General features: G+C 61.0%; 21 protein-coding genes and 2 pseudogenes. 9 read left to right on the top strand and 14 right to left on the bottom strand.

The window, feature by feature from the left end; genetic code table 11:
• The first annotated feature begins 2 nt into the window (after positions 1 to 2).
• The 3 genes from AB4Y71_RS13290 (at position 3) to AB4Y71_RS13280 (ending at position 2,190) form a co-directional block, all read left to right on the top strand.
• Complete coding sequence (locus AB4Y71_RS13290; RefSeq protein WP_013347598.1) at positions 3 to 419, top strand: DUF3151 domain-containing protein; 417 nt, start codon at positions 3 to 5, stop codon at positions 417 to 419.
• A gap of 284 nt (positions 420 to 703) precedes the next feature.
• The gene (locus tag AB4Y71_RS13285; protein ID WP_441720975.1) at positions 704 to 1,372 is read left to right on the top strand and encodes a DUF4956 domain-containing protein; all 669 of its coding nucleotides are present in this window, start codon (positions 704 to 706) and stop codon (positions 1,370 to 1,372) included.
• Entirely contained in the window at positions 1,372 to 2,190 is an 819-nt protein-coding gene (locus tag AB4Y71_RS13280; RefSeq protein ID WP_134781221.1) for a polyphosphate polymerase domain-containing protein, read from the top strand. Before AB4Y71_RS13285 ends, AB4Y71_RS13280 begins: the two co-directional genes overlap by 1 nt.
• Before the next feature lie 18 nt (positions 2,191 to 2,208).
• On the opposite strand, the gene AB4Y71_RS13275 is transcribed toward AB4Y71_RS13280, so the two are convergent.
• The 4 genes from AB4Y71_RS13275 to AB4Y71_RS13260 all read right to left on the bottom strand — a co-directional run bounded on the left by AB4Y71_RS13275 (position 2,209) and on the right by AB4Y71_RS13260 (position 5,309).
• Positions 2,209 to 2,877, bottom strand: coding sequence for a response regulator transcription factor (locus AB4Y71_RS13275; RefSeq protein WP_013347601.1), 669 nt, complete (start codon positions 2,875 to 2,877; stop codon positions 2,209 to 2,211).
• Positions 2,874 to 4,376, bottom strand: coding sequence for a sensor histidine kinase (locus AB4Y71_RS13270; RefSeq protein WP_441720973.1), 1,503 nt, complete (start codon positions 4,374 to 4,376; stop codon positions 2,874 to 2,876). The genes AB4Y71_RS13275 and AB4Y71_RS13270 overlap by 4 nt, the downstream gene beginning before the upstream one ends.
• Positions 4,315 to 4,752: a hypothetical protein gene (locus AB4Y71_RS13265; protein ID WP_441720971.1), complete on the bottom strand. Its 438-nt coding sequence runs from the start codon at positions 4,750 to 4,752 to the stop codon at positions 4,315 to 4,317. Before AB4Y71_RS13265 ends, AB4Y71_RS13270 begins: the two co-directional genes overlap by 62 nt.
• A 71-nt stretch (positions 4,753 to 4,823) precedes the next feature.
• Entirely contained in the window at positions 4,824 to 5,309 is a 486-nt protein-coding gene (locus AB4Y71_RS13260) for an Lrp/AsnC family transcriptional regulator (RefSeq protein ID WP_441720968.1), read from the bottom strand.
• A gap of 129 nt (positions 5,310 to 5,438) precedes the next feature.
• On the opposite strand from AB4Y71_RS13260, the gene kynU reads away from it, so the two are divergent.
• The 3 genes from kynU to AB4Y71_RS13245 all read left to right on the top strand — a co-directional run bounded on the left by kynU (position 5,439) and on the right by AB4Y71_RS13245 (position 8,950).
• A complete protein-coding gene (gene kynU, locus AB4Y71_RS13255) occupies positions 5,439 to 6,716 on the top strand; it encodes a kynureninase (protein WP_441720966.1) in 1,278 nt (425 codons plus the stop codon).
• A gap of 122 nt (positions 6,717 to 6,838) precedes the next feature.
• Positions 6,839 to 8,221, top strand: coding sequence for an amino acid permease (locus tag AB4Y71_RS13250; protein ID WP_441720964.1), 1,383 nt, complete (start codon positions 6,839 to 6,841; stop codon positions 8,219 to 8,221).
• A 105-nt stretch (positions 8,222 to 8,326) separates the two neighbouring features.
• The gene (locus tag AB4Y71_RS13245; protein WP_441721038.1) at positions 8,327 to 8,950 is read left to right on the top strand and encodes a thymidine kinase; all 624 of its coding nucleotides are present in this window, start codon (positions 8,327 to 8,329) and stop codon (positions 8,948 to 8,950) included.
• Here AB4Y71_RS13245 and AB4Y71_RS13240 read toward each other — a convergent pair.
• From AB4Y71_RS13240 to xylA, 4 genes are read right to left on the bottom strand one after another with little or no spacing between them, the layout of a single operon-like run.
• Positions 8,947 to 9,480, bottom strand: a complete 534-nt coding sequence (locus tag AB4Y71_RS13240; RefSeq protein ID WP_013347608.1) for a TetR/AcrR family transcriptional regulator — start codon at positions 9,478 to 9,480, stop codon at positions 8,947 to 8,949. The two genes, AB4Y71_RS13245 and AB4Y71_RS13240, sit on opposite strands and share 4 nt — an antisense overlap.
• A gap of 33 nt (positions 9,481 to 9,513) precedes the next feature.
• A complete protein-coding gene (locus AB4Y71_RS13235; protein WP_441720961.1) occupies positions 9,514 to 10,782 on the bottom strand; it encodes an FAD-binding protein in 1,269 nt (422 codons plus the stop codon).
• Positions 10,783 to 10,791: 9 nt separating this feature from the next.
• Positions 10,792 to 12,219: a xylulokinase gene (gene xylB / locus AB4Y71_RS13230; RefSeq protein ID WP_441720959.1), complete on the bottom strand. Its 1,428-nt coding sequence runs from the start codon at positions 12,217 to 12,219 to the stop codon at positions 10,792 to 10,794.
• 40 nt (positions 12,220 to 12,259) lie between these two features.
• Positions 12,260 to 13,447: a xylose isomerase gene (xylA, locus tag AB4Y71_RS13225; protein WP_441720956.1), complete on the bottom strand. Its 1,188-nt coding sequence runs from the start codon at positions 13,445 to 13,447 to the stop codon at positions 12,260 to 12,262.
• Positions 13,448 to 13,578: 131 nt separating this feature from the next.
• On the opposite strand from xylA, the gene AB4Y71_RS13220 reads away from it, so the two are divergent.
• The gene (locus AB4Y71_RS13220) at positions 13,579 to 14,814 is read left to right on the top strand and encodes an ROK family protein (protein ID WP_441720953.1); all 1,236 of its coding nucleotides are present in this window, start codon (positions 13,579 to 13,581) and stop codon (positions 14,812 to 14,814) included.
• Here AB4Y71_RS13220 and AB4Y71_RS13215 read toward each other — a convergent pair.
• Positions 14,811 to 15,593, bottom strand: a complete 783-nt coding sequence (locus AB4Y71_RS13215) for a MerR family transcriptional regulator (protein WP_417364586.1) — start codon at positions 15,591 to 15,593, stop codon at positions 14,811 to 14,813. The genes AB4Y71_RS13220 and AB4Y71_RS13215 overlap by 4 nt on opposite strands.
• 277 nt (positions 15,594 to 15,870) lie before the next feature.
• On the opposite strand from AB4Y71_RS13215, the gene AB4Y71_RS13210 reads away from it, so the two are divergent.
• The gene (locus AB4Y71_RS13210; RefSeq protein WP_441720950.1) at positions 15,871 to 17,160 is read left to right on the top strand and encodes an adenylosuccinate synthase; all 1,290 of its coding nucleotides are present in this window, start codon (positions 15,871 to 15,873) and stop codon (positions 17,158 to 17,160) included.
• Positions 17,161 to 17,537: 377 nt separating this feature from the next.
• Here AB4Y71_RS13210 and AB4Y71_RS13205 read toward each other — a convergent pair whose 3' ends face one another.
• The 4 genes and pseudogenes from AB4Y71_RS13205 to AB4Y71_RS13190 form a co-directional block, all read right to left on the bottom strand.
• A complete protein-coding gene (locus AB4Y71_RS13205; RefSeq protein ID WP_441721035.1) occupies positions 17,538 to 17,945 on the bottom strand; it encodes a HipA domain-containing protein in 408 nt (135 codons plus the stop codon).
• 21 nt (positions 17,946 to 17,966) lie between these two features.
• On the bottom strand, positions 17,967 to 18,089 hold the full coding sequence (locus tag AB4Y71_RS13200) for a hypothetical protein (protein ID WP_441720947.1): 123 nt from the start codon (positions 18,087 to 18,089) through the stop codon (positions 17,967 to 17,969).
• A gap of 187 nt (positions 18,090 to 18,276) precedes the next feature.
• Positions 18,277 to 18,723: pseudogene (locus AB4Y71_RS13195) on the bottom strand (HipA N-terminal domain-containing protein); the annotation flags it as partial.
• 100 nt (positions 18,724 to 18,823) lie between these two features.
• Positions 18,824 to 19,105 (bottom strand): helix-turn-helix domain-containing protein, encoded by a 282-nt coding sequence (locus AB4Y71_RS13190; RefSeq protein ID WP_134781211.1) that lies wholly within the window; start codon positions 19,103 to 19,105, stop codon positions 18,824 to 18,826.
• A gap of 237 nt (positions 19,106 to 19,342) precedes the next feature.
• Between AB4Y71_RS13190 and AB4Y71_RS13185 the strand changes: the two genes are divergently transcribed.
• Positions 19,343 to 19,648: a hypothetical protein gene (locus tag AB4Y71_RS13185; RefSeq protein WP_441720944.1), complete on the top strand. Its 306-nt coding sequence runs from the start codon at positions 19,343 to 19,345 to the stop codon at positions 19,646 to 19,648.
• A gap of 61 nt (positions 19,649 to 19,709) precedes the next feature.
• On the opposite strand, the pseudogene AB4Y71_RS13180 reads toward AB4Y71_RS13185, so the two are convergent.
• Positions 19,710 to 21,242 (bottom strand): annotated as a pseudogene (locus AB4Y71_RS13180) (sodium:solute symporter).
• Between the last annotated feature and the right edge of the window lie 239 nt (positions 21,243 to 21,481).

Here is a 21,481-nt window from a genome sequence, read left to right as displayed (position 1 = left end):
CCATGGTCGGAGAAAATCTGCTGGGCATTCCGGAAACGCTGCTCCCGGAAGAAACCGAAGTGCTGGCACGTTACGAAGCGGGCGATGAGGCCACTGACTTGGCAGCAAAGTTCCCTGCTTCGTCATTGGTTTGGGCATTGCTGGCAAATGAAGCGCACAGTGAGGGCCGCATCGTGGAGTCCTACGCGTTCGCACGTGTTGGCTACCACCGTGGTCTGGATTCGCTGCGCAAGGCCGGATGGCGTGGGCAAGGCCCAGTGCCCTGGCGCCATGAGCCGAACCGCGGCTTCCTGCGTTCGCTGTATGCGCTGGGCCGCGCAGCTGCCGCCATCGGCGAGACCGAAGAAGTCGATCGCATCGGCAAATTCCTGAACGATTCGGATGCTTCCGCCAAGGCTGAAATTGAAGCTGGCAATTAAGTAATCCTTCATTCGCTATCGGCGGCTCTCCTCGCAAAGAGAAGAGCCGCCGATTGTCATTTAATGCGTCGAAAGGGCGCTCATGATAATTAATGCTCGGGTTGGTCGCAGAAGAGACAGTCCCGCCAGACCTCCATCACTTCGTAGTCAGACGCCAAAGTCCTAGTCATGACTCATTAGGCAATATGAGTGCGTTCTCATCTTGTTCTACTTTTGTCTTCATTTCGTTCACCTAAAGTTCATCTTGGAGGAATCGTCGCTTCACCACTTTGAAAGGGATAACCATGTTGTCTTTCTGGACGGGACTTGGGTCCAACATCATCGGCATGACAGTGCTGGTGTACTTCGTATACTTCCGCCGCCACTACCGCCGCGATCTCGTGCTGGCCTATATCGCTTTGAGCATGGGCATCTTCGCAGTCACCTTGCTGCTCTCGGGCAGCGGCGCAGGCATGGGGCTGGGACTTGGACTCTTCGGCATCCTGTCCATCATCCGCCTGCGCTCCGACACGCTGACCCAAGAAGAAGTAGCGTACTACTTCATTTCCCTGGCCATCGGTCTGGTCAACGGACTGCACCCGGAGCCAGCATGGCTGGCCCCGGCGGCTACCGCAGCACTTGTCTTGGTGATGTTCCTGGCCGATCACCCACGTTTCGCGCCACGCACCGAACGCCAGACCGTCACCCTGGAACGCGCCTACCCGAAGAAGGCTGAGCTGCAGGCCGCCTTGGAAGAGCTGCTGGATGCCAAGGTGCTGCGTACCGTAGTGGTGGAACTGGACATGGTCCGCGACCTGACCATCGTCGACGTGCGTTTCCGCACCCATGCCGTTGCAGGACAGGCTTCGGCCAAGGCCAGCTCATCCGAGAGCTTCTCCGGTACCTACGAATTGGCCAAGACCCCAGCGGCGCCTGCGGCACAGAACGGAGCCAAGCAGGAGACGTGGTCCTGATGACTGCGCTTTCAGCAATCCGTTGCGCAACCGGCACATCGAATGCCCGCGCCGCACTGGAAGCAGCGGTGGCAGCTCGTGCGCCGATCAGTCTTGAAGACGTGATTTCCGAAGCGGCGTTGCAGACACGTGTCGACAAGAAGTTCCTGCTGACCCCAGGAGAGTTCACGGCACTGTCGCAGAAGCTTGGGGACAAGTTCAAGATCATGCAGATCGACGGGTTGCGGACCTTCCGCTACGAGTCGGTATATTTCGATACCGAGGATTTCGACCAGTACCGCGCCCACCGCCAGGGGCGGCGCCGGCGGTACAAAGTACGTTCGCGGACGTATGCGGATACCGGATTGTCGATGTTCGAGATCAAGACCAAGGGGCTGCGCGGTTCCACCGTGAAACACCGCGTCGAGCAGGATTTGGATACCGCCAGTGAATTGACCGAGGCGAATCTGGAATTCCTCGAGTCGGTGCTGCGCAGCGAATACGGGCAGGAAGTCCCTGCACTGCAACCGGTCCTGGACAGTGCATACACTCGCGCGACCTTCGTGAACCCCATCGATGGTGAGCGGCTGACCTGCGACATCGAATTGGAGTATGCCAACGGGCACGGGCAGATTGATGGCCCGGACCTGATCGTTGTCGAAACCAAATCTGCCGACGGCCGCGGGGCCTCGGACCAGGCCTTGGCCGAACTGGGGATCCGCGAAGTCTCCATGTCCAAGTACTGCATCGGCATTGCCTTGCTCAATCCGCAGTTGCCGGCCAACCGCTGGAGCCGCCTTCTGCAGCGCAGCTTCGTTCCGGATCCGACGTTGCGTTAGATCCGGTACCGGCTCCTGCTACCGTTCGGAAGCAAGCCGGTAGCCGAAGCCGCGGACGGTTTCGAAGCGTTCCGAGCCCAGCTTGTTTCGCAGGTAGCGCACGTACACATCCACCACATTGGATCCCGGGTCGAAGTCGTAGCCCCACACGCGGGAGAGCAGCTGCTCGCGGCTGAGCACCTGGCCAGGATTGCGCAAGAAGGCTTCAGCCAGCGCGAATTCGCGCGCCGACAGGTCCACTTCGCGTTCGTTGACCGTGACCCGGCGGCGCAGCAGATCCATATGCAGGTTCTCATGGGTCAGTGAAGACACTTCAGGGGCATTGTCTTCGGTGCGCAGCCGCAAGCGGACGCGAGCCAGCAGCTCATCGAAGTGGAAGGGCTTGGCCATGTAGTCATCCGCGCCATTCTGCAGGCCCGCCACGGTGTCTTCGACACTGCCGCGTGCGGTCAGGATGATCACCGGAGTGTCGATCTGGGCTACGCGCAGCCGGCGGAGCACCGAGAAACCATCTTCATCGGGCAGGCCGAGATCCAAAATGATCAGTTCATGATCGCCTTCGATCGCCAGATTGAAGCCATCTTGGCCGGTTTCCGCGATGGATGAGGTCAGTCCCGCAGCGCGCAGCCCCTTGGCCACGAATGAGCTGATGCGGGGTTCATCTTCAATGATCAGGATCTGGCTCATGCTTCCTTGCTTCCTGTCGATAACGGCATATCAATGTAGAACGTGGAACCCTTGCCATATTCTGAATTGACCCACACGCGTCCGCCGTGGGTCTCGGCAATGGCTTGGACAATGTTCAGCCCCAGCCCAGAACCTGATGAGCGCACCGAGTTCTGGCCACGTCCAAAGCGTTCAAAAATTCTTTCAAGGTCCTCGGCTTGGATGCCGACGCCCGCATCCGATACCCACCAGCGCAGCGTGGTGCCGCCGTGGGCGTCGCGAATGATCTCGTTGCCCAAGCCAATGCGGCTGTCCTCAGCAGAGAACTTCACCGCATTGGCGCAGAGCTGGAGCATGGCCTGGGTGGTTCTGATCGGGTCAAGCGCAACGGTGGCTTCGGTGCGATAGTCCACGCGCCACTGGCGCGCACCCAGTCCGCGGGCCTTGTCGAGAATGTCATCAAGCAACTTGCCGACTTCTACCGGCTTCACCTGGAGGAAATCGGTGCGGTTGGATTTTGCCAGCGTGACCAAGTCATTGATCAGCAATGACATGCGTCGCAGCTCGTCCACTGCTATGTCCCGGCTCTGGGCGACGTCCTCAGGATCGTTGGGATCCATCAGTTCCAGGTGCCCATTGATGATGGTCACCGGGGTGCGCAATTCGTGCCCGACATCGTCAAGCAGCTGGCGCTGGGCGCTGAGCGCGCCGTCGAGCCGATCCAGCATTTCATTGACGGTTACCGTCAACTCGGCAAATTCATCATTTCCGGAAACTTCAATGCGCTGGGATACATCGGTCTCGGAAATCTGCTGTGCCGTCGTTTGCAGGCGGCGAATCGGCTCCAGCATGCGGCCAACTACCAGCCAGGCGGCCAGGGCCGCCACCAGCATCACCGAGCCGCCGACCGCACTGTAGATCATGAAGTTCCGGTCGTTGGCAATGGCCTCGGCCGAGTAGTCATAGGCCAGAACAAAGGCGCCGTGCTCATGATCTGCCGGAAGGCTAACCGGAACAACGACGGCACGGTAGGTCGTGATTTCCGTTTCGACAGTTCCCAAGCGGATGTGGTTGGTCCCCTGGACGCTTTTGGCCCATTCGATGAACTCGGGATCATCTTCCAAACGGGTTTGGACGATGTCGGGAGCGGTCCAACGCACCTTGTCTGCCACCAGGGAGAGCATGCCCTGCTTCGGGGAGGGCAAGGTGCGTTGCATTGCTATGTAGAGCAGGTCTTCGGCGTGCTTGAAGCGGTCCATGGTCCGCGGATCGACACCGGTTTCGGTGAGAACTTCGAATTCCTTGACGGTGCGGATCAGGGACTCATCCAGCCGGTCATTGAGTTCGTGCCGCTGTACCGCGAAGCTGGCGGTACCTGCTGCCACCAGCGCCAGGCCGACTAGGAGCATCATGCCGGTTAAGACTCGGGCACGGATGGACCACCGACGTTCTGGCGCCTTAGTCATCGTCGCCGTCATCGTCGTCATCATCACCGTAGTCGTCATCGTCATCGTCGTCATCGTCGTAATGCTGGTTGCCCGAAGGCGGCAGCGGAACGACGGTCTTCTTTGGCGGTGCGGGTGCTACAGGCTTGGGCTTCGGCTTAGGCGACGGGGTTGCGCTGGTCTTGGGCTTTTCTGAGACCTCCGGCTTGGCGGACTTGCTCGGGCTGGAGGAGGGCTTTTGCGATTTGGTTGCCGATTCGGAAGGGGAAGGGGTGGGTCCCTTGGGGACGCCGCTGGTTGGAGAGGGTGCTACTTCTTCGAAGATGAACCCCTCCCCGAGGTCTTGGTCGGCTGGTCCTTCCAAGGCTTTGCTGATCCCGAATGCGCCAACTACCACAACTGCGATGACGGCAATCGTCGCGAGCGCGCGGCGCAATGCTTCCTTTCCCATGTGTTTCATTGTGGCCGAAATAAATGAGATGCAGATGAGAGATGCCGCAAGATGACGTACTGCTGGCTTCGCTAGGCCAAGTGCTCGAAGATAATGACCGTCTGGGTGGATGAGAATGCGCGGTTGGAACCCAAATGCGCGGCCACGAAGGTGCGCAGGTCCCCGATGCTTCGGGTAGCCACCCGGACCAGCAAATCCGGGGAACCGCCAAGAACGAAAACTTCCTTGACCTCAGCGAGCTCTTTGAGCTGGTGGGCAGAGGAAAGCAAGCGGTCTCGGGCCGTGGAGGAGACGATAACGGAGATCATGGCATTGACGGCAACTCCTAACAGTTCCTCGTTGATCGCCGCGTGGTATCCGGTGATCACCCCCGCCTTGGACAGGGTCTTGACCCGGCCCAGGCAGGTGGAAGGCGCTAGCCCGACTTTTGCGGCCAGGACATTGTTGGCAATCCGGGCATCCTTGCTCAGCTCGGCGAGGATGGACAGGTCCGTTTCATCCACGCGCACAGGATTCGGCACGGTGTCGCCTTGAACGCTCCACAATGAATCCGCCACGGTTGATCAACTCAATTCTTTTGAAAAGTTCGGTCTGTCTCGCATGATCTCGTATTCAATTCTACGATGTAAGCATCATGGAGAACTGAATGTTTTCCAGCTTTGAGCTTTGCCTGAACAGGAGACCCCTTGACTGAATTGACCCGAGAGTCCCTTGCCCGGTTGGACGCGACAGACCCGCTGTCGGCCTTTGGAGAACGTTTCAACCTTCCAGAAGGCGTCATCTACCTCGACGGCAACTCCTTGGGCGCGCTGCCCAAGGGGGCAGCAGAACGTGCAGCCCAGGTGGTGGCCGAAGAATGGGGACAAGGCCTGATCCGTTCCTGGAATACCGCCGGCTGGTTTGAGATGCCGCTGAAGCTCGGCGACAAGCTGGGCCAGCTGCTGGGCGCGAAGCCCAACGAAACGGCGATCACCGACACCACGACCCTGAACCTGTTCAAGGCCTTGGCCTCGGCCCTGCGCACGCAGAAGGCCGACTCCCCGCAGCGCCGGGTGATCCTCACCGAACGTGATAACTTCCCGACAGACATCTACATCGCCGAGGGACTGGCCGACCTGGTCAACTCGCTTTCACAGGAAACGGGAATCGCCTACGAGGTGAAGCTCATCGATGATGAGGCGTCGCTGCGTGACTCCTTGGATGAGAGCGTTGCGGTGGTTGCCCTATCGCACGTGAACTACCGCACCGGTTCCATGTGGAACATGGAAGAAATCACCGCGGCGATCCATGACTCCGGAGCCTTGGTGGTCTGGGATTTGGCCCACGCCGCTGGGGCAGTGCCCATAGATCTGAACGCGGCCAACGCCGACTACGCGGTGGGCTGCACCTACAAGTACCTCAACGGTGGCCCCGGCTCCCCGGCGTTCATCTGGGTCAACGCCCGCCACCATGAGCGTTTCTGGCAGCCGCTGTCCGGCTGGTGGTCCCATCAATCGCCCTTCAAGATGGCCGATAGCTATACCCCGGCCAATGACATCCGCCGTTTCATGTGCGGGACCCAGCCAGTGACTTCGCTGGCCATGATCGAAGTCGGCCTGGATATCGCGTTGGAAGCCGACATGGACAAGGTGCGTGCCAACTCGTTGGAACTGGTTGACTTGTTCATCGAGCTGGTTGAGACCCGATGCGCCGGCTACGGCCTGGAACTTGTGACCCCGCGCCAGCATTCCGCGCGCGGCAGCCACGTCAGCTTCCGCCATGAACATGGCTACGAAATCATCGCTGCGCTCATCGACCAGGGCGTCATCGGAGACTACCGCGAACCAGAAGTCCTGCGCTTTGGCATCACTCCGCTGTACCTGACGCGCACCGATATCTGGGATGCAGTGGAAAAGCTGCGTGAAATTCTCCACACCAATGCTTGGCAGCGCGAAGAGTATGCGGTGCGTAATGCCGTGACATAACGCAAATTCCGCCTCTTTCCGGTCTTTGCGCCCCGAATCAGGCAAATGCGCACGATAGTAGCCTTGAAAAAGCACGGCATTTTCAATGCCGTGCTGTTCGCATAGGTCTAAAGGGAGCATCGTTGGGCAAGCAGCCGGTACGCGCCACTGAAGTCGGTTCGGGTTTTAAGAAGTCGTTGACACCAGGGCAGATGTCCATGATCGCCTTGGGCAGTGCCATCGGCACCGGCCTCTTCGCGGGCAGCAAGCTCGCCATTGCGATGGCCGGCCCTTCGGTGATCATCAGCTATCTCATTGGCGGAGTCGTAGCGCTGCTGGTCATGGGCGCGCTGGCGGAAATGACCGTCAAGCAGCCGGTGGCCGGATCCTTCGGGGTCTACGCCGAACGCTACCTGGGCCGTTTTGCCGGATACCTGACCAAATATCTGTACTGGTCCGCGCTGATCTTCGCCGTGGGCACCGAGGTCAGCGCCGTGGGCGAGTACATGCAGTACTGGTTCCCTGAAATCCCCGGACTGCTCTGGGTCCTTGTCTTTTCCGCTGCGCTCTTGGGCGTGAACTTCTCCAGCGTGAAGATCTTCGGAACCACCGAATACTGGTTCTCCGCAATCAAGGTCTTTGCCGTCATCGCCTTCATCATCATCGCGCTGTGGCTGGTCTTCCACGACCCGAGTGACGAATTCGGATTCCATAACTATGCAGCCGATGGCGGCTTCTTCTCCAATGGCGTGTTCGGCATGTGGAGTGCGGTCATCGTAGCGATCTTCTCCTACATGGGTATCGAAGCGATCTCCATTGCAGCCGCCGAGGCCAAGAACCCCAAGACCGCGGTGCGCAAGGCGTTCAAGGTCTCCTTCCTGCGCCTGCTGCTCTTCTACGTCTTCACCATGGCCCTGATCCTCGCCATCGCTCCAACCAGCGAACTGGTTTCAGGCGGATCGCCCTTTGTCACCGTGATGTCCCAGATGGGAATCCCGCTTGCCGACTCGGTACTGAACTTCGTGCTCATCGTTGCCGCGCTCTCGGCCATGAATGCCCAGCTGTACGCAGCCACCCGGATGCTGCATTCGCTGGCTGATGCCGGGCATGCACCGCGGTTGGCGCATCGGACCAACAGCGCTGGGGCTCCCGTCCACGCGGTGTGGATGTCCGCCGGAGGCATTGCAGTGGCTGCCCTGGTCTACGCCCTGGTTCCGGAAGGCGGCTTTGGCATCATGATGTCGCTGGCTACCTTCGGAGCCCTGGCAACGTGGTTCATGATCCTGGTAACCCACGTGTCCTTCCGCAAGAAGGTCCGCAGTGAACAGACGACGCTGGAGTTCAAGCTGCCAGGCTACCCTGGTGCCTCGATTCTTGGCGCGGTACTGCTCGCCGGCTTGCTGGTGACCTCGTTCTTCGTGCCGGAATTCAAGTACACGCTGATCTTCGGCGTTCCTTTTGTCATCGTGATGTCGGTGCTCTACAAGCTGGTATTCGCCGGAAAGAGCCAGCGCGCACAGAAGTAGCGGGGACGGGTCCGCGGCGTTGGTTCAGCGAAGAAATCCGGCGCGGGCACTAAGATCGTAAAGGGCCTGCCAGCTGGCAGGCGCAGCAACCTTCAAGGAGCAATGGTGGCCAAGCTGTATTTCCGCTACGGGGCGATGAACTCGGGCAAGTCCACGAGCTTGCTTCAGGCCGCTTTCAACTACGAGGAACGCGGCCAGCGCATCCTGCTGGCCAAGCCCGGGGTGGACACCAAGGGCGAGAACTCCATCGTTTCCCGGCTGGGCATCCAGCGCGAAGTGGACTTCACCGTGGGGCCGCAGGAGAACGTGCGCGAGAAGTTCACAGCGCATAGTTCCGGCGATGACCCTGATGCCCTGCTGCCGCATGTGGACGCGCCGCCGGTAGCCTGCCTGCTGGTGGACGAGGCGCAGTTCCTCTCGGGTGAACAGGTCGATGACCTGCTGCGGATTGCTGTCATGGATGATGTTCCGGTGCTGGCCTACGGCATCCGCACCGACTTCCGCACCCGTGCTTTCCCAGGATCGGCACGCCTGATGGAATTGGCGCACTCGCTTGAAGAGCTGAAGACCATCTGCCGCTGCGGGCGCAAGGCCATGTTCAATACCCGCCGGGTAGGGCAGTGTGTGGTGTTCGACGGAGACCAGGTCGCCATTGACGGCGACGACGTATGGTACGAATCGCTGTGCGCCACCTGCTATCTTCAAGCCTCCGGCGGCAAGCTGAGCTAGCCGACCAGGCCGGCCACGGCCCGCTGCAATCCCCAGTCGAAGCCATCGGCCAGCGGTGCGTCCACATCCAGCTGCACGAGGTTCTGGCGGAACGCGACGGAGCCGAGCACATGGTTCAGCAAGAGCTGCTGTCCATGGATGGCATGCTCTGCGGACAGGCCCGCAGATTCCAGCAGCGAGCGCAGCGCCAGCACCGGCTGGAGCTCAGTGGCCTGCATGGCGCTGGCGACCTCGACGACTTCAGGGCTGTCCTGGATGGGCAGCAGGGCAAGGTAGAGCTTGCGCGCCAAGTGAAGGATCGCATCTGCCGGGTCATCGAAGTCTTCTGCCTGCACAGCCAGCGCAGGGGTGTTCAGCAGCTTGGCCGCGACCTGGGCCAGCAGCTCCTGCTTGTTCTTCACATGCCAGTACAGCGCACCGACCTGGACATCGAGTTCTTTGGCCAATCGGCGCATCGACAAATCAGCCAACCCGAACTGTTGCAGGATGCCGACCGCGGTGTCCACGACCGTTAACTGAGTCAATGCCATGGTGACAAGTCTAGTCGCAAGACGAGGGCGTGCTCAGGCGCCAAACACGGTGCGGTTCAGGAAGTCGTTGCGGAACTTCCCGGCCGGATCCAAACGCTGGGCCAATCCGATGAAGTCATTGAACTTCGGGTACAGCTCGTGCAGCTGGGCGCTGGTTGCCGCGAAGAGCTTGCCCCAGTGCGGGCGTGCGGCAAATGGCGCCAGCGCTTCTTCGATCCGTGGCAGGAGCGCTTCGACCTCTTCTTGCTGCGGCTTCCAGGTGAAGTGCAGGGCAATGCCGTTGCGGCCGTAGTTTCCGCTGAGCCATAGTTCATCCGCGGCAATGGTGCGCACCTCGGAGACCAGCAGCAGGGGCGTGATCGTGGCAGAAAGCCCGCGGATCGCTTCGATGGCCTGAACCGCATATTCGCGCGGTACCAGGTATTCGGTCTGCAGCTCGTCGCCGGAGCTCGGGGTGAAATCCATGCGGAAATGCGCCAAGCGGTCGGACCAGGGTCCGGGCGCTCCGAGCTGTTCGCTGCAGATGGCTCCATCGGATTCGGGCAGCGGGTGCATCGCGGCGGTGGCCGGGAATCCTCCGAACTTGCCGTGGGCAATATCATCCCCCAGTCCGTCGCCGACACAACGCTTCAGCCAAGTCTGGCCCACGTTCTGCCCGCTCCAGTCGGTGAACAGGCTGACGCTGTAGGCAGAAGCCTGGAGCGCATCAAAGCCACCGAGCACCTTGTCCCAGGACAACTGCTCGAATACTGTTTGCTGAACCTCGAAACTCGGCACGATATCCAAGGTGAGATGGGTCAGCACGCCCAGTGCGCCAAGGGACACCACATAGCCGTTGAACTGCGCATCCCCGCGCCGCACCGCATGCAGCGAGCCGTCGGCCAGCACCAGTTCCACCCCGCGCACGGCGGTGGCCAGGTTGCCGTGGGCCTGCCCGGAACCGTGGGTGCCGGTGGAGACTGCCCCGGCCACCGAGATATGGGGCAGGGAAGCAAGATTGTGCAGCGCAAAACCGGCTGCCTGCAGGGTCTCCGCCAAGGCGCCGTAGGTGGTTCCTGCGCTGACTCGCACGCTCATGGCCTGCGCATCGATCTCGATGGTTTCAGGCATCTTGCTCAGGCAAATCAGGGTTGCCTGGGTGTCGGCAATGTCGTTGAAGGAGTGGCGGGAGCCCAAGGCGCGTGCCTTGTCCGATGCGCGAACCTGTTCTGCAAGCTGCTCGATGCTGGTGGGGTAGAGCAGTTCCCGGGCCTGGTAGGAAAGATTCCCGGCCCAGTTCAGTTCCTTGGCTTCCGGTTCCATGGTTAATCCCTACTTATCCAGCCACTGGCTCTTGACCAGTGCGCGGTAGCGTTCCAGTACCTGCGGGGTCGATTCCGCCGCCGGGACCTGCGTGGTGTCCCGGGTCCAGTCCGGGAAGGCTCCGGCCAGCACGCCGGCAGCCTGGCGGGCCGCGCCATCGGCGACGTATTCGCCCGGGGCCGGGACCGTAATCGGCAGGCCCAGTACCTGGGCGGCGATCTGCTGGAGGGCGCGGGACTGCGCTCCGCCGCCAACCAAGATGATGCGCTGGGCTTCGACGCCCTGGGCTTCGAGTGCGCGCAGGCCGTCGGCCAGCGAACAGATGACCGCTTCCACGGCGCTGCGGGCCAGGTTGGCGGCGGTGTAGTTGGCGCGGGTGATGCCGTGCAGCGAACCGGTGGCCTCTGGCAGGTTCGGGGTGCGCTCGCCGTCGAAGTACGGAAGCAAGGTCAGCCCATCCGAGCCGGGGTTGGCCGACAGTGCCAAGTCGTTGAATTCTTCGAGGTCCACCTGCAGCAAGCTTGCGGTGGCATCGAAGATGCGGGTGGCGTTCAGGGTGCACACCAGCGGGAGGTAGTTGCCGGTGGCATCTGCGAAGCCGGCCACCAGGCCGGAGGCATCGGCCGATGGGGTATCGGCGACCGCGAAGACGGTGCCGGAGGTGCCCAGGGACATCACGACGTCGCCCACCTTGGCGCCCACGCCCAATCCGGCGGCGGCGTTATCGCCGGCGCCCGGACCGATGATGGCCCCTGCCGGGGTGGTGCCGATGGAATCCAGCGGGCCAGCCACGGCAGGCAGGATCGGGACGTGGCCCAGATGCTGTTCGAGCGCTTCGAGGTCATAGGCGTTTTCGGTGGCGCGGTAGTAGCCGGTGCCCGAGGCATCGGAGCGGTCGGTGGCCAGCGCGGCCAGGCCTTCCGCGCCGGAACCCGGACCGTAGCCGGCCAAGCGCCAGGACAGCCAGTCATGCGGCAGGCAGATGGCGGCGACATTGGCCGCGTTTTCCGGTTCGTTGTCCTTCAGCCAGCGCAGCTTGGCCAGCGTGATGGAGGAGACCGGGAGGGTGCCGGTGCGCTGCGCCCAGTAGGCGGCACCGGCTTCGGCGTCGCCGTTGCCGGCGTCGGCGATGATGTCGGTGGCCGCCGCGGCGCTGCGGGTGTCATTCCACAGCAGCGCCGGGCGGATCACGGCGCCGGATTCATCGAGTACCACCATGCCATGCTGCTGCCCGCCCACCGAGATCGCAGCCACGTCGTCCAGGCCTCCGGCCTGGGCAATGGCTTCCTGCAGTGCGGAGAACCAGAACTGAGGATCCACTTCGGTGCCCTCGGGATGCGAGGCGCGTCCGGAGCGGACCAGGGCGCCGGTTGCGGCGTCGCGGATGACCACCTTGCATGATTGGGTGGACGAGTCGATGCCGGCAACGAGCGTCATTGTTCGGGCTGCTTTCTGCGGTGGGTGGGTGCGTAGCGGTTTAGCGGGCGTTGAGCAGGTGCTCGATAGCCAGCTGGTTCAGGCGGATGAACGCGAAGTTGCGCTGCGCCGCGGCGTTGGCGTCGAAGTCGGCGAAGCTGGCGGCATCGTTCATCAGCTGCGCTGCGGTTTCGCCCTCGTCCAGGGTGCTTTCGCCCAGTTCGAAGACGCCCGAGAGCTTCATGGCTTCCTGGACCTCTGGGTCTGCGCGGAAGGCCTGTGCGCGTTCCTTGAGCATCAGGTACATGGACATGTTGGCCTTGGCCGAGTCCCAAACGCCGTCGTAGCCGTCGGTGCGCGAAGGCTTGTAGTCGAAGTGGCGTGGGCCGTCGTACTTCGGGCCGCCGGTTGGGAAGCCGTTTTCCAGCAGGTCAACGGTGAAGAATGCGCTGGTCAGGTCGCCGTGGCCGAAGACCAGGTCCTGATCATACTTGATGCCGCGCTGGCCGTTGAGGTCGATGTGGAACAGCTTGCCTGCCCACAGTGCCTGGGCGATGCCGTGGGTGAAGTTCAGGCCAGCCATCTGCTCGTGGCCGGTTTCAGGGTTCAGGCCAACGATGTCGCCGTGTTCCAGCTGCTCGATGAAGGCCAGGCCGTGGCCCACGGTGGGCAGGAAGATGTCGCCGCGTGGTTCGTTCGGCTTTGGCTCCAGCGCGATGCGCAGGTTGTAGCCCTTGTCCTTGATGTAGCCGGCTGCGGTGTCCACGCCTTCGCGCATGCGGTTCAGCGCTGCTGCCAGATCCTTGGAGCCGTCGTACTCGGCGCCTTCGCGGCCGCCCCACATGACGAAGGTTTCGGCACCCATCTGCGCAGCCAGATCGATGTTGTGCAGCACCTTGGACAGTGCGAAGCGGCGGATCGAACGGTCGTTGGAGGTGAAGCCGCCGTCCTTGAACACCGGGTGGCTGAACAGGTTGGTGGTCACCATTGGGACTTTCAGGCCCGTTTCCTTGAGTGCTGCGCGGAAGTCCGAAAGGATCTGCTCGCGCTGGGACGCGGTGGCGTCGAAAGGAATCAGGTCATTGTCGTGGAAGGTGATGCCGTAGGCGCCCAGCTCAGCGAGCTTGTGGACAGCTTCCACTGGATCCAGGTTCTTGCGGGTTGCGACGCCGAATGGATCGGCACCGGTCCATCCCACGGTCCACAGGCCGAAAGTGAAGCGGTCGGCGGCGGTTGGCTGAAGAGTCATGAGATGCATCCTTGGATCGTTGGGGTGGCAAACGCCATTTAGTTTATGTCCTGAACTATATGGGTGCTGATGCGCTAGAGTCAATAGTGAAACCCGCAAAACCATTCCAAGAATTTCCACGAGGAGAAGGCATGCGCCAAGCAGCGTCGACCGCCCGAGCCGCAACGTCTTCGGCCCCGGGCAACGTCGGGGATGTGCGCAAAGCCAACCTGGCCCGGGTGCTGTCGGTGATTGCCGCCTCCGGGAATGACCAGCGGTTATCGCGTGCCGATATCGCCGGGCTCAGCCAGCTCACCAAGGCCTCGGTCTCCAGCCTGGTCGCCGACCTGCTGGCCGCCGGACTTGTCATCGAAATCGGCGTGCACCGCGATGGGGAGCGCGGGCGGCCGGCGGTAGGGCTCATCTTGAACCCCGGGCGCGTAGTGATGGGCATGGAAGTCAACGTCGACTACATCGCCGCCGGGCTGGTTGACCTTTCCGGCAAGCTGCTGGCCCATGAAATCCAGCCGCACGCCAACCACCGCTCGGCAGCCAAAGAAGTGCTCACTGCCCTGGGGGAGCTGAGCCGAAGGCTCCAAGATGCCGCCGCGGCCCAAGGCCTGATGATTCTCGGCGGCGGATTAGCCGTCCCCGGTTTGGTTGACGACGAGTCCTTCACCGTGCTGCAGGCACCGAACCTTGGTTGGGTGGAGCAGGACCTCGATGTGGCAGCGCTGCTGCCCGAACCCAAAACCCGCTTCAGGCTCTTTAATGAAGCCAACGCCTCGGCGCTGGCCCAACAGCAATTGATGGATGCCCAAGAGCGTGACTTCCTCTTTGTCTCGGGGGAAGTGGGCATTGGCGGCGGATTGATTATCGACGCTGAACTCTTTGTCGGACCCCAGGGGCATGCCGGCGAACTCGGCCATGTCGTGATCGCCCCCGATGGCAAGAAATGCAGCTGCGGCGGGCGCGGCTGCTTGGAAACCATTGCCGGGCAGGACGCCATTCTTGCCGCTGCGAACCTCGGCGCGGTCGCCGATGGCGCCTCGCGCCAACAGCGGATCAGCCAGCTGTACCAGGCACTGGAAACCGGCACCGAACCGGCAGTGAGTGCGGTAGCCGAGGCCGGAAAATCCCTGGGGATCGCCGTGGCCTCGGCCCTGCGCCTGTACAACGTTTCCACCGTGGTCTTCGGCGGCCACTTCGCGGCCCTGGAGCAGTGGCTGCGCCCAGCGATGGAAGCCAGCCTGAAAGCGCACGCGCCGAGCATCGCCAGCCAGGCGCGCTTGCTGTGCTCGCCGCTGGGCCAAACCGGTGCCCTGGTCGGTGCTGCGCGCAGCGTGGTGGGAGACCTGCTGGAGGCTCCGCACCAGCTGGTGGGCTAGGGGGTGCCGACCGGCTGCTGAAGTTCGGTCACCCAGTCTGCCTGGTCTTCTGAAAGGGCCCGCACATAGACTTCGCGGCACGGACCGGTAGGTAACAAACCACGGGCGAGGACTTCTTCGTGCACGGCCTGCCAGCTTTCATGGATGGAGTCCATTGAGCCAAGGTGCACTCCGCAGATGGCTTCGGGCACCGCGGGAAGCACGATGATCTCGACATCGGCCAGGCTTTGGGCGCTCGTGGCGTATCCGGCAATGACCTCCACTCCATCCTCGGTGCTGTTGTATTGCGCGATGGGCGTAGCAAGGCTTTGGCCCTGAAGGGATTGCGCGATTCTGTCGAAGAGCGGGCCGATGCGACCGGCGATTTCAGGCTGCTCGGCCACCGTGAAGCGTCCGGCCGCCAAGCGCACCGCGGGCAGTGGCTTGTGGATGATTTCAATGTGCGACATGAGGTTCTCCTTGGAGATCAGTTGCAGACGCCGCTGCACGTCGGCCAAGCGCTGCGTGGCCAGCTGGTGCTCGGCCGCAACCTGCGCCTGGCGGATGTGCAGCAGTTCGGCTATTTTTCCTGCAGTTGCGCCCCGATCCAGGATCAAGGAGATCTCTTCGAGCCCGAATCCCAGATCGCGCAGGGCAACAATCTGATGCAAGCGCTGCAGCTGGGAGGGGTCATAGGAGCGATAGCCGCTGGACGGGTCCACCTGGGCAGGGCGCAGCAGACCGGCAGTATCCCAGTGCCGCAGCATGCGGTGGGTAACCTGGCCGATCTGTGCAAACATCCCGATGGATAACATTCTTCAGTTCTCCGCCCTCACACTGTGTCAGGGTCAAGTCTGAGTGAGAATAGCGTGAATATCCATGATTAACCTCGACTCCGTGACGCACAGCTCGAGATTCGCTAATCGTTTCGGTAAACTTTGGTCGTAAGAGCCCCTAACTCTTGCAACGAACCTTCGGGTTCAGTGAGCAGGACAGGGGCATATTTTTTGCCCGGCACCGTGCCGGGACAGCGCTAAGCACGCTGAAACCACTGCTTTAAGCAAGGGGGAGGATCCCATGCCAGCAATCGTGATCGTCGGAGCCCAATGGGGCGATGAAGGCAAAGGAAAGGCTACCGACCTGCTCGGTGGCAAGGTTGACTATGTAGTGAAGCCAAACGGCGGCAACAATGCCGGGCACACCGTAGTCGTCGGCGGCGAGAAGTACGAGCTCAAGCTCCTTCCAGCCGGCATCCTTTCGCCGAACGCCACTCCGATCATCGGCAATGGCTGTGTGGTGAACCTTGAAGCCCTCTTCGAAGAGATCGACGGCCTGGAATCGCGCGGCGCCGACACCTCGAAGCTGCGTGTTTCGGCCAACGCCCACCTGGTGGCTCCATACCACCAGACCATGGACAAGGTCACCGAACGCTTCCTGGGCAAGCGTGCCATCGGCACCACCGGTCGCGGCATCGGCCCGGCCTACATGGACAAGGTCGGACGTTTGGGCATCCGCGTGCAGGACGTCTTCGACGAATCGATCCTGCGCCAGAAGGTCGAAGGTGCCCTGCGCCAGAAGAACGAGCTGCTGGTCAAGATCTACAACCGCCGCAGCGTCGAGGTCGAGGAAATCGTTTCGTACTTCCTGTCCTACGCCGAGCGTCTGCGTCCGCTGGTCATCGACTCCACCTACGAGCTGAACAAGGCTCTGGACGAGGGCAAGGTCGTGCTGATGGAAGGCGGCCAGGCCACCTTCCTGGACGTGGACCACGGTACCTACCCGTTCGTGACCTCCTCAAACCCAACCGCTGGCGGCGCGTCGGTGGGCTCGGGCATCGGCCCGACCCGCATCACCCGCTCCATCGGCATCATCAAGGCCTACACCACCCGTGTGGGTGCCGGTCCGTTCCCGACCGAGCTCTTCGATGACATGGGCCTGTACCTGCAGAAGACCGGTGGCGAATTCGGCGTGAACACCGGCCGCCCACGTCGTTGCGGCTGGTACGACGCCGTTCTGGCTCGCCACGCTTCGCGCGTGAACGGCTTCACCGACTACTTCGTGACCAAGCTGGACGTGCTCACCAATATCGAGCAGATCCCAGTGTGCGTGGCCTACGATGTCGACGGTGTCCGCCATGACGAAATGCCGATGACGCAGACCGACTTCCACCACGCGAAGCCGATCTTCGAGTACTTCCCGGGCTGGACCGAGGATATCTCTGGCGCGCAGACCATGGAGGATCTTCCGGAGAACGCCCGGAACTACATCCTGGCCCTGGAGAAGATCTCCGGCACCCGCATCTCCGCCATTGGCGTGGGTCCGGACCGCGATCAGACCATCGTGCGCCACGATCTGATCCAGGACTAGTTTCCAGATTCGAGGAGCCGCCGCAGTTCATCAACTGATGAATTGCGGCGGCTCCTTTTCGTGTGCACGGTCCTGAGACGAGTCGGCCACCAGCGTCTGTCACGTCAAACGGAATTCCTAGGATTGAAAAGCGCATGGTCGTAGTGACGGGCATGCGCAATCAACACGTGAACGTATCAAGGCGGAAGCCGAATGTCAGAAGAGGTTACTGTCAGCGCCGTCATTATCAGAAACGATGCGAACAGGTTCCGACAGTCCGCAAACGAAGTGCGGCATCTTTCAGTTCCCTAATGGAAGGCCGGAACCAGACGAATCTGCTAACGATGCAACCGTGCGAGAAGTCAGTGGGGGATGAGCCAGGGGCAACCCCCTTGTGATTATGCGCTTGGCGGGATGAGCCGGTCGATGCGCTCTCTGGTGTCAGAGGCAACGTCGAGGAGCATGGGGGTGAACCCGCCTTCTGCACGTGATTTTTCGATGAGCTCCGGGAGCGCATCCAGCATTGCCTTCAGGGTAGTGCGGATTTGCCTGGCCGCAATTTTCGCCGGGACACCCCAAGAGGCCGCTTCGTCCATCAAGTGCCTGCCATTCACCTCATCGATGTGCACGCCGGTGCCTACGTGCAGGGACAGCTCTCGGTCGGCGTGCTCCCATACGGCAGTGGGGACCACATCGTAGGCCGGCGCCAGTCGCACGGTTCCGCGGTCGATGGCCATCCCGATGTTCCGAGCGTGCATGTCGCAGTTTCCCAAGGCCAGGTTCACGGTCAGGTATTTAAGCAGCAGTTCCCGCTCTTGCAGAGGGTTTTAAGCATTGTCGGCGATCACCTGGGCGATCATCTTCAGCGTGGGGGGCTTTTCTGCGGGTTTCTGGTACTTCTGCTTCATGCCGAGGGCTTGGCAGAAGTCTTCCTGGTGGATGCGCCGCACCGGCTTGGATTTGGCATCGCGTCCTAGCGTTCAACCAGGATTGCTTTGCGGTCTCGAACGGTGATGACTTCGGCGGCGGCGGCGATCTGGCGTTTGGAACGGCTCAGCCGCACGGAAGCTTCGACCATCCGCAGGCCGAACAGTTCCAGCTCCGCGATGGACGGCCATTGCTCGGTGCCGTCTTCGTTCAGCCGTGCCGGTTTGAGGATGTGAGTGGTGGGGCTTCCGTCCAGGGCATGCCGATGCGGGGTCCGTCGCGCACCACGAGCAACTTGCCTTGCAGTCCTCCCAGGCTCACCCTGATGGAGCTGTCGACGCCGATGCCCAGGGGTGCTGTGGGCAGGTTGGTGATGGCTTTGGCCAGTTCCTCGTCGGTGGTCCAGCGGATTTTTCGGAGTTCGTTATGCGGTTCTTCGCCCAGCGGGAGCACTTGTACGGCACCGGCGCAGTCTTTGCCGTAGGCGCCGAGCATCCTGAAGGTGTCGTCGTGCGGGATTCTCGCTTTGTCGGCGAGCATTTTGCGGACGTCGTCTTCTGGCAGCAGGCCGTCCAGGAAGTGGACGCATTCGACCCAGGGGTAGGGCGCTTCCCGGATAGGCAGCTTGGTGGAGAGCAACGCGCTGCTGTTTTGGGCTTTGGGAGTGTACTACAGGGAGATCGTGCCGAAGCCGTGGTCGGTGATGGTGGCCGTGTGCACCCCGTCGAACCACAGTGCCAGTTGCGGGTCCGCCACGTCAGCTCCTCTTGACCCGGTGGCGGATGCTGTGGGCGTTGTGGGCCATGTTGTTGCGGATGGCGTTGGTTTCGCCGGAGTGGCGCGGGGCGATAAGCAGGTCCAAGCCGAGGATGGACATGATTTCGAGCAGGATGTTGGCGTTGCCAAGCTTTCCGTTTTCGATGGCGCTGATGGTGTTGCGGGAGATGCCGAGCTGGTCAGCGACGTCTTCTTGGCTCAGTCCGAGGTCGATGCGCTGTTTGCGCAGGGTGGCTCCTAAGACTTTGGGGTCGTTTCGCATGCGCCCACCTCTCTCTTAAAGCCCATTTTATCGTGAATTAGCCTCGGTAGCATCATAATGTACTGATTTCTGCGCTTTATTAGATTAGGCGTTCTAATGCACAGAATTTTGTGAATTAGATCGACGTGAGCATTAATGCTCAAAAACGTGGTCTTTAACCACTGCACGCAGCTAAAGGCCAGAAGCCTGAGTATTGCCACGGACGCGCCAAAAGGCACCACCACTAGGAAACTGGTCATGCAAGTCATCATGATCACGGCAGTGATCATCATGCTCGGACTAGCTCCGCTGCCGCGCCTTCTTCTTCAGGTGATGAAAAGTATGAACATCAACGACAGAGCGGCAATGAAGGGTTTCGACTTTGCGGGAACGATAAAGATGCCCAGATTCCAACACTGCAAAACCGACGTTTGCAAGTTCCTGTACGGCAACGAGGGCCCTGCTAAAATGTGGCCTTATAATTTCGTAGCCCACTTGGAGTCCTGCGCAGTCAATTCTGTGACGCTGAATATCGAAGAGCAAACTGAGCCCCGCGCTCAGTAGCTATCACGGCTGAGCGCCACTGAGCGCGAGGCTCGAATACAAGGGTTCGTCTCGATGTTGCTTACTGGCCTAGAAAGTCGGCTCCTGCGGCGCTGGCCGGAGTGTCCTGGGTCTTGCCGGCGACTCGCAGGTTCCATTGTTCTATTACCTGTCGGTCCGTCGACTTGGTCAGCAGCGAAACAGCAATGAAAGCTACTGCCGAAGCGATCAGGCCGTAGTAGATCGGCTCATTGGCGTAGACGCCATCGAACTTGTTCTCGGCTTGGATCTCCAAAATGATCATCGTACCGAGTGTCACTAGCGAGCCAGCAGCCATGGAGGCCGTGGCTCCAACACCGTTGCCGCGCTTCCACAGCAGGCCGCCGATGATCGCCACCAGCAAACCGCCCACCAGAATGTCGTAGGCGATAGTCAGTGCAGCGACTACGTCATCCACCAGGATTGCCAAGGTGACTGTGACGACGCCTAGCAGCATTACCCAGATGCGGTTGGCGCGAACATCGTGCTCAGGGTTCTCATCGGAGTTCACGTGAATCTGCTTGCCGAACCAGCTGGCCACAAACGGAGTCACATCGGTGCGTGCCACCGTCGCGGCAGCGATCAGCGCACCGGAAGCGGTGGACATCATGGCGGCAACAGCGGCGGCCATCACCAGACCGCCCACGGCTACGGGCAGAAGCTGTGTGGCGACCTCCGCATAGACGACGTCCTTATTATTTGCAGCCCCTGCGATATCCGGCAGTGCCACCTTCGCGGCCATGCCAATCATTGCCCCGGCTGCACCGTAGAAGATGCAGTAAATGCCAGCGGTCATTCCACCCCAGCGGGCCACCTTTGGAGTCTTGGCGGTGAAGACGCGCTGCCAGATGTCCTGGCCGATGAGCAGGCCGAGAGTGTAGACCACAAAATAGGTGATGATCGACTGCAAGCCAATGCCGGTGAAGCTGAAGAATTCAGCGTCCACTCGTTCTCGGATGCCGTCCAGTCCACCAGCTGCATGCATGGAGAAGGGAAGCATCAGCGCGAAGATGCCGATGGTCTTGATGATGAACTGGACCTGGTCCGCAAGGGTGATGGACCACATGCCGCCAATGGTCGAATAGACCACAACAATCGCACCGCCGATGGCGATGGCTATCCACTTCTCCCAGCCGAAGAGCACAACAAAAATGATGGCGTAAGCGCTGGTGGAGGTGGCGCAGAGCATCAGGGTGTAGGCCAGCATGACAATGCCGGAGGTGTTGGTGGCCGCTGCGCTGCCGTAGCGCAGGCTCAGCATCTGCGAGACGGTGAAGACCTTGAGCTTCTGCAGGGTTGGCGCGAAGAAGACCGAAAGGAGAATGACTCCGGCGCCAATGGCGACGACGAGCCACGTGCCTGAGATGCCTCATTTGTATCCCAGGCCTACGCCGCCAACGGTGGAGGCTCCGCCGAGCACGACTGCAGCCATGGTTCCGGCATACAGGAAAGGCCCGAGGCGACGGCCGGCGACTAGATAGTCGCTGCTGTTTTTGGTTCGGGACTTGCCCCACCAGCCAAAGGCCAGCATGGCCGCAAGATAGATGGCGACAATCGCGCCATTGATGAATTCCATGGGAACCTCGTTGTTCAGTTATCAAAGAATACTTACTGTAAGTAAACTTTTGTTGCTCAAAAGGCTACTAGTGTTGGGGGGAAGTGATCAATGGGTGTTCAGCTTTGCACTCCCTGGAGTGCCGGCGGGGTTGATATGTGACGAACCATACTGTCTCATTTGATGGAACTTTCTGGACATTTTGTTCTCAAATATGATTGATCGCCTACATGAAGTCACATTTGCGTAGTATTCGCCCG

Origin of the sequence: Glutamicibacter sp. MCAF14 (assembly GCF_052114325.1) — a bacterium.
Lineage (GTDB): Bacteria > Actinomycetota > Actinomycetes > Actinomycetales > Micrococcaceae > Glutamicibacter > Glutamicibacter arilaitensis.
Note: the sequence above shows the minus strand (reverse complement) of the source record. Positions and strands in the feature narration are given on the sequence as shown.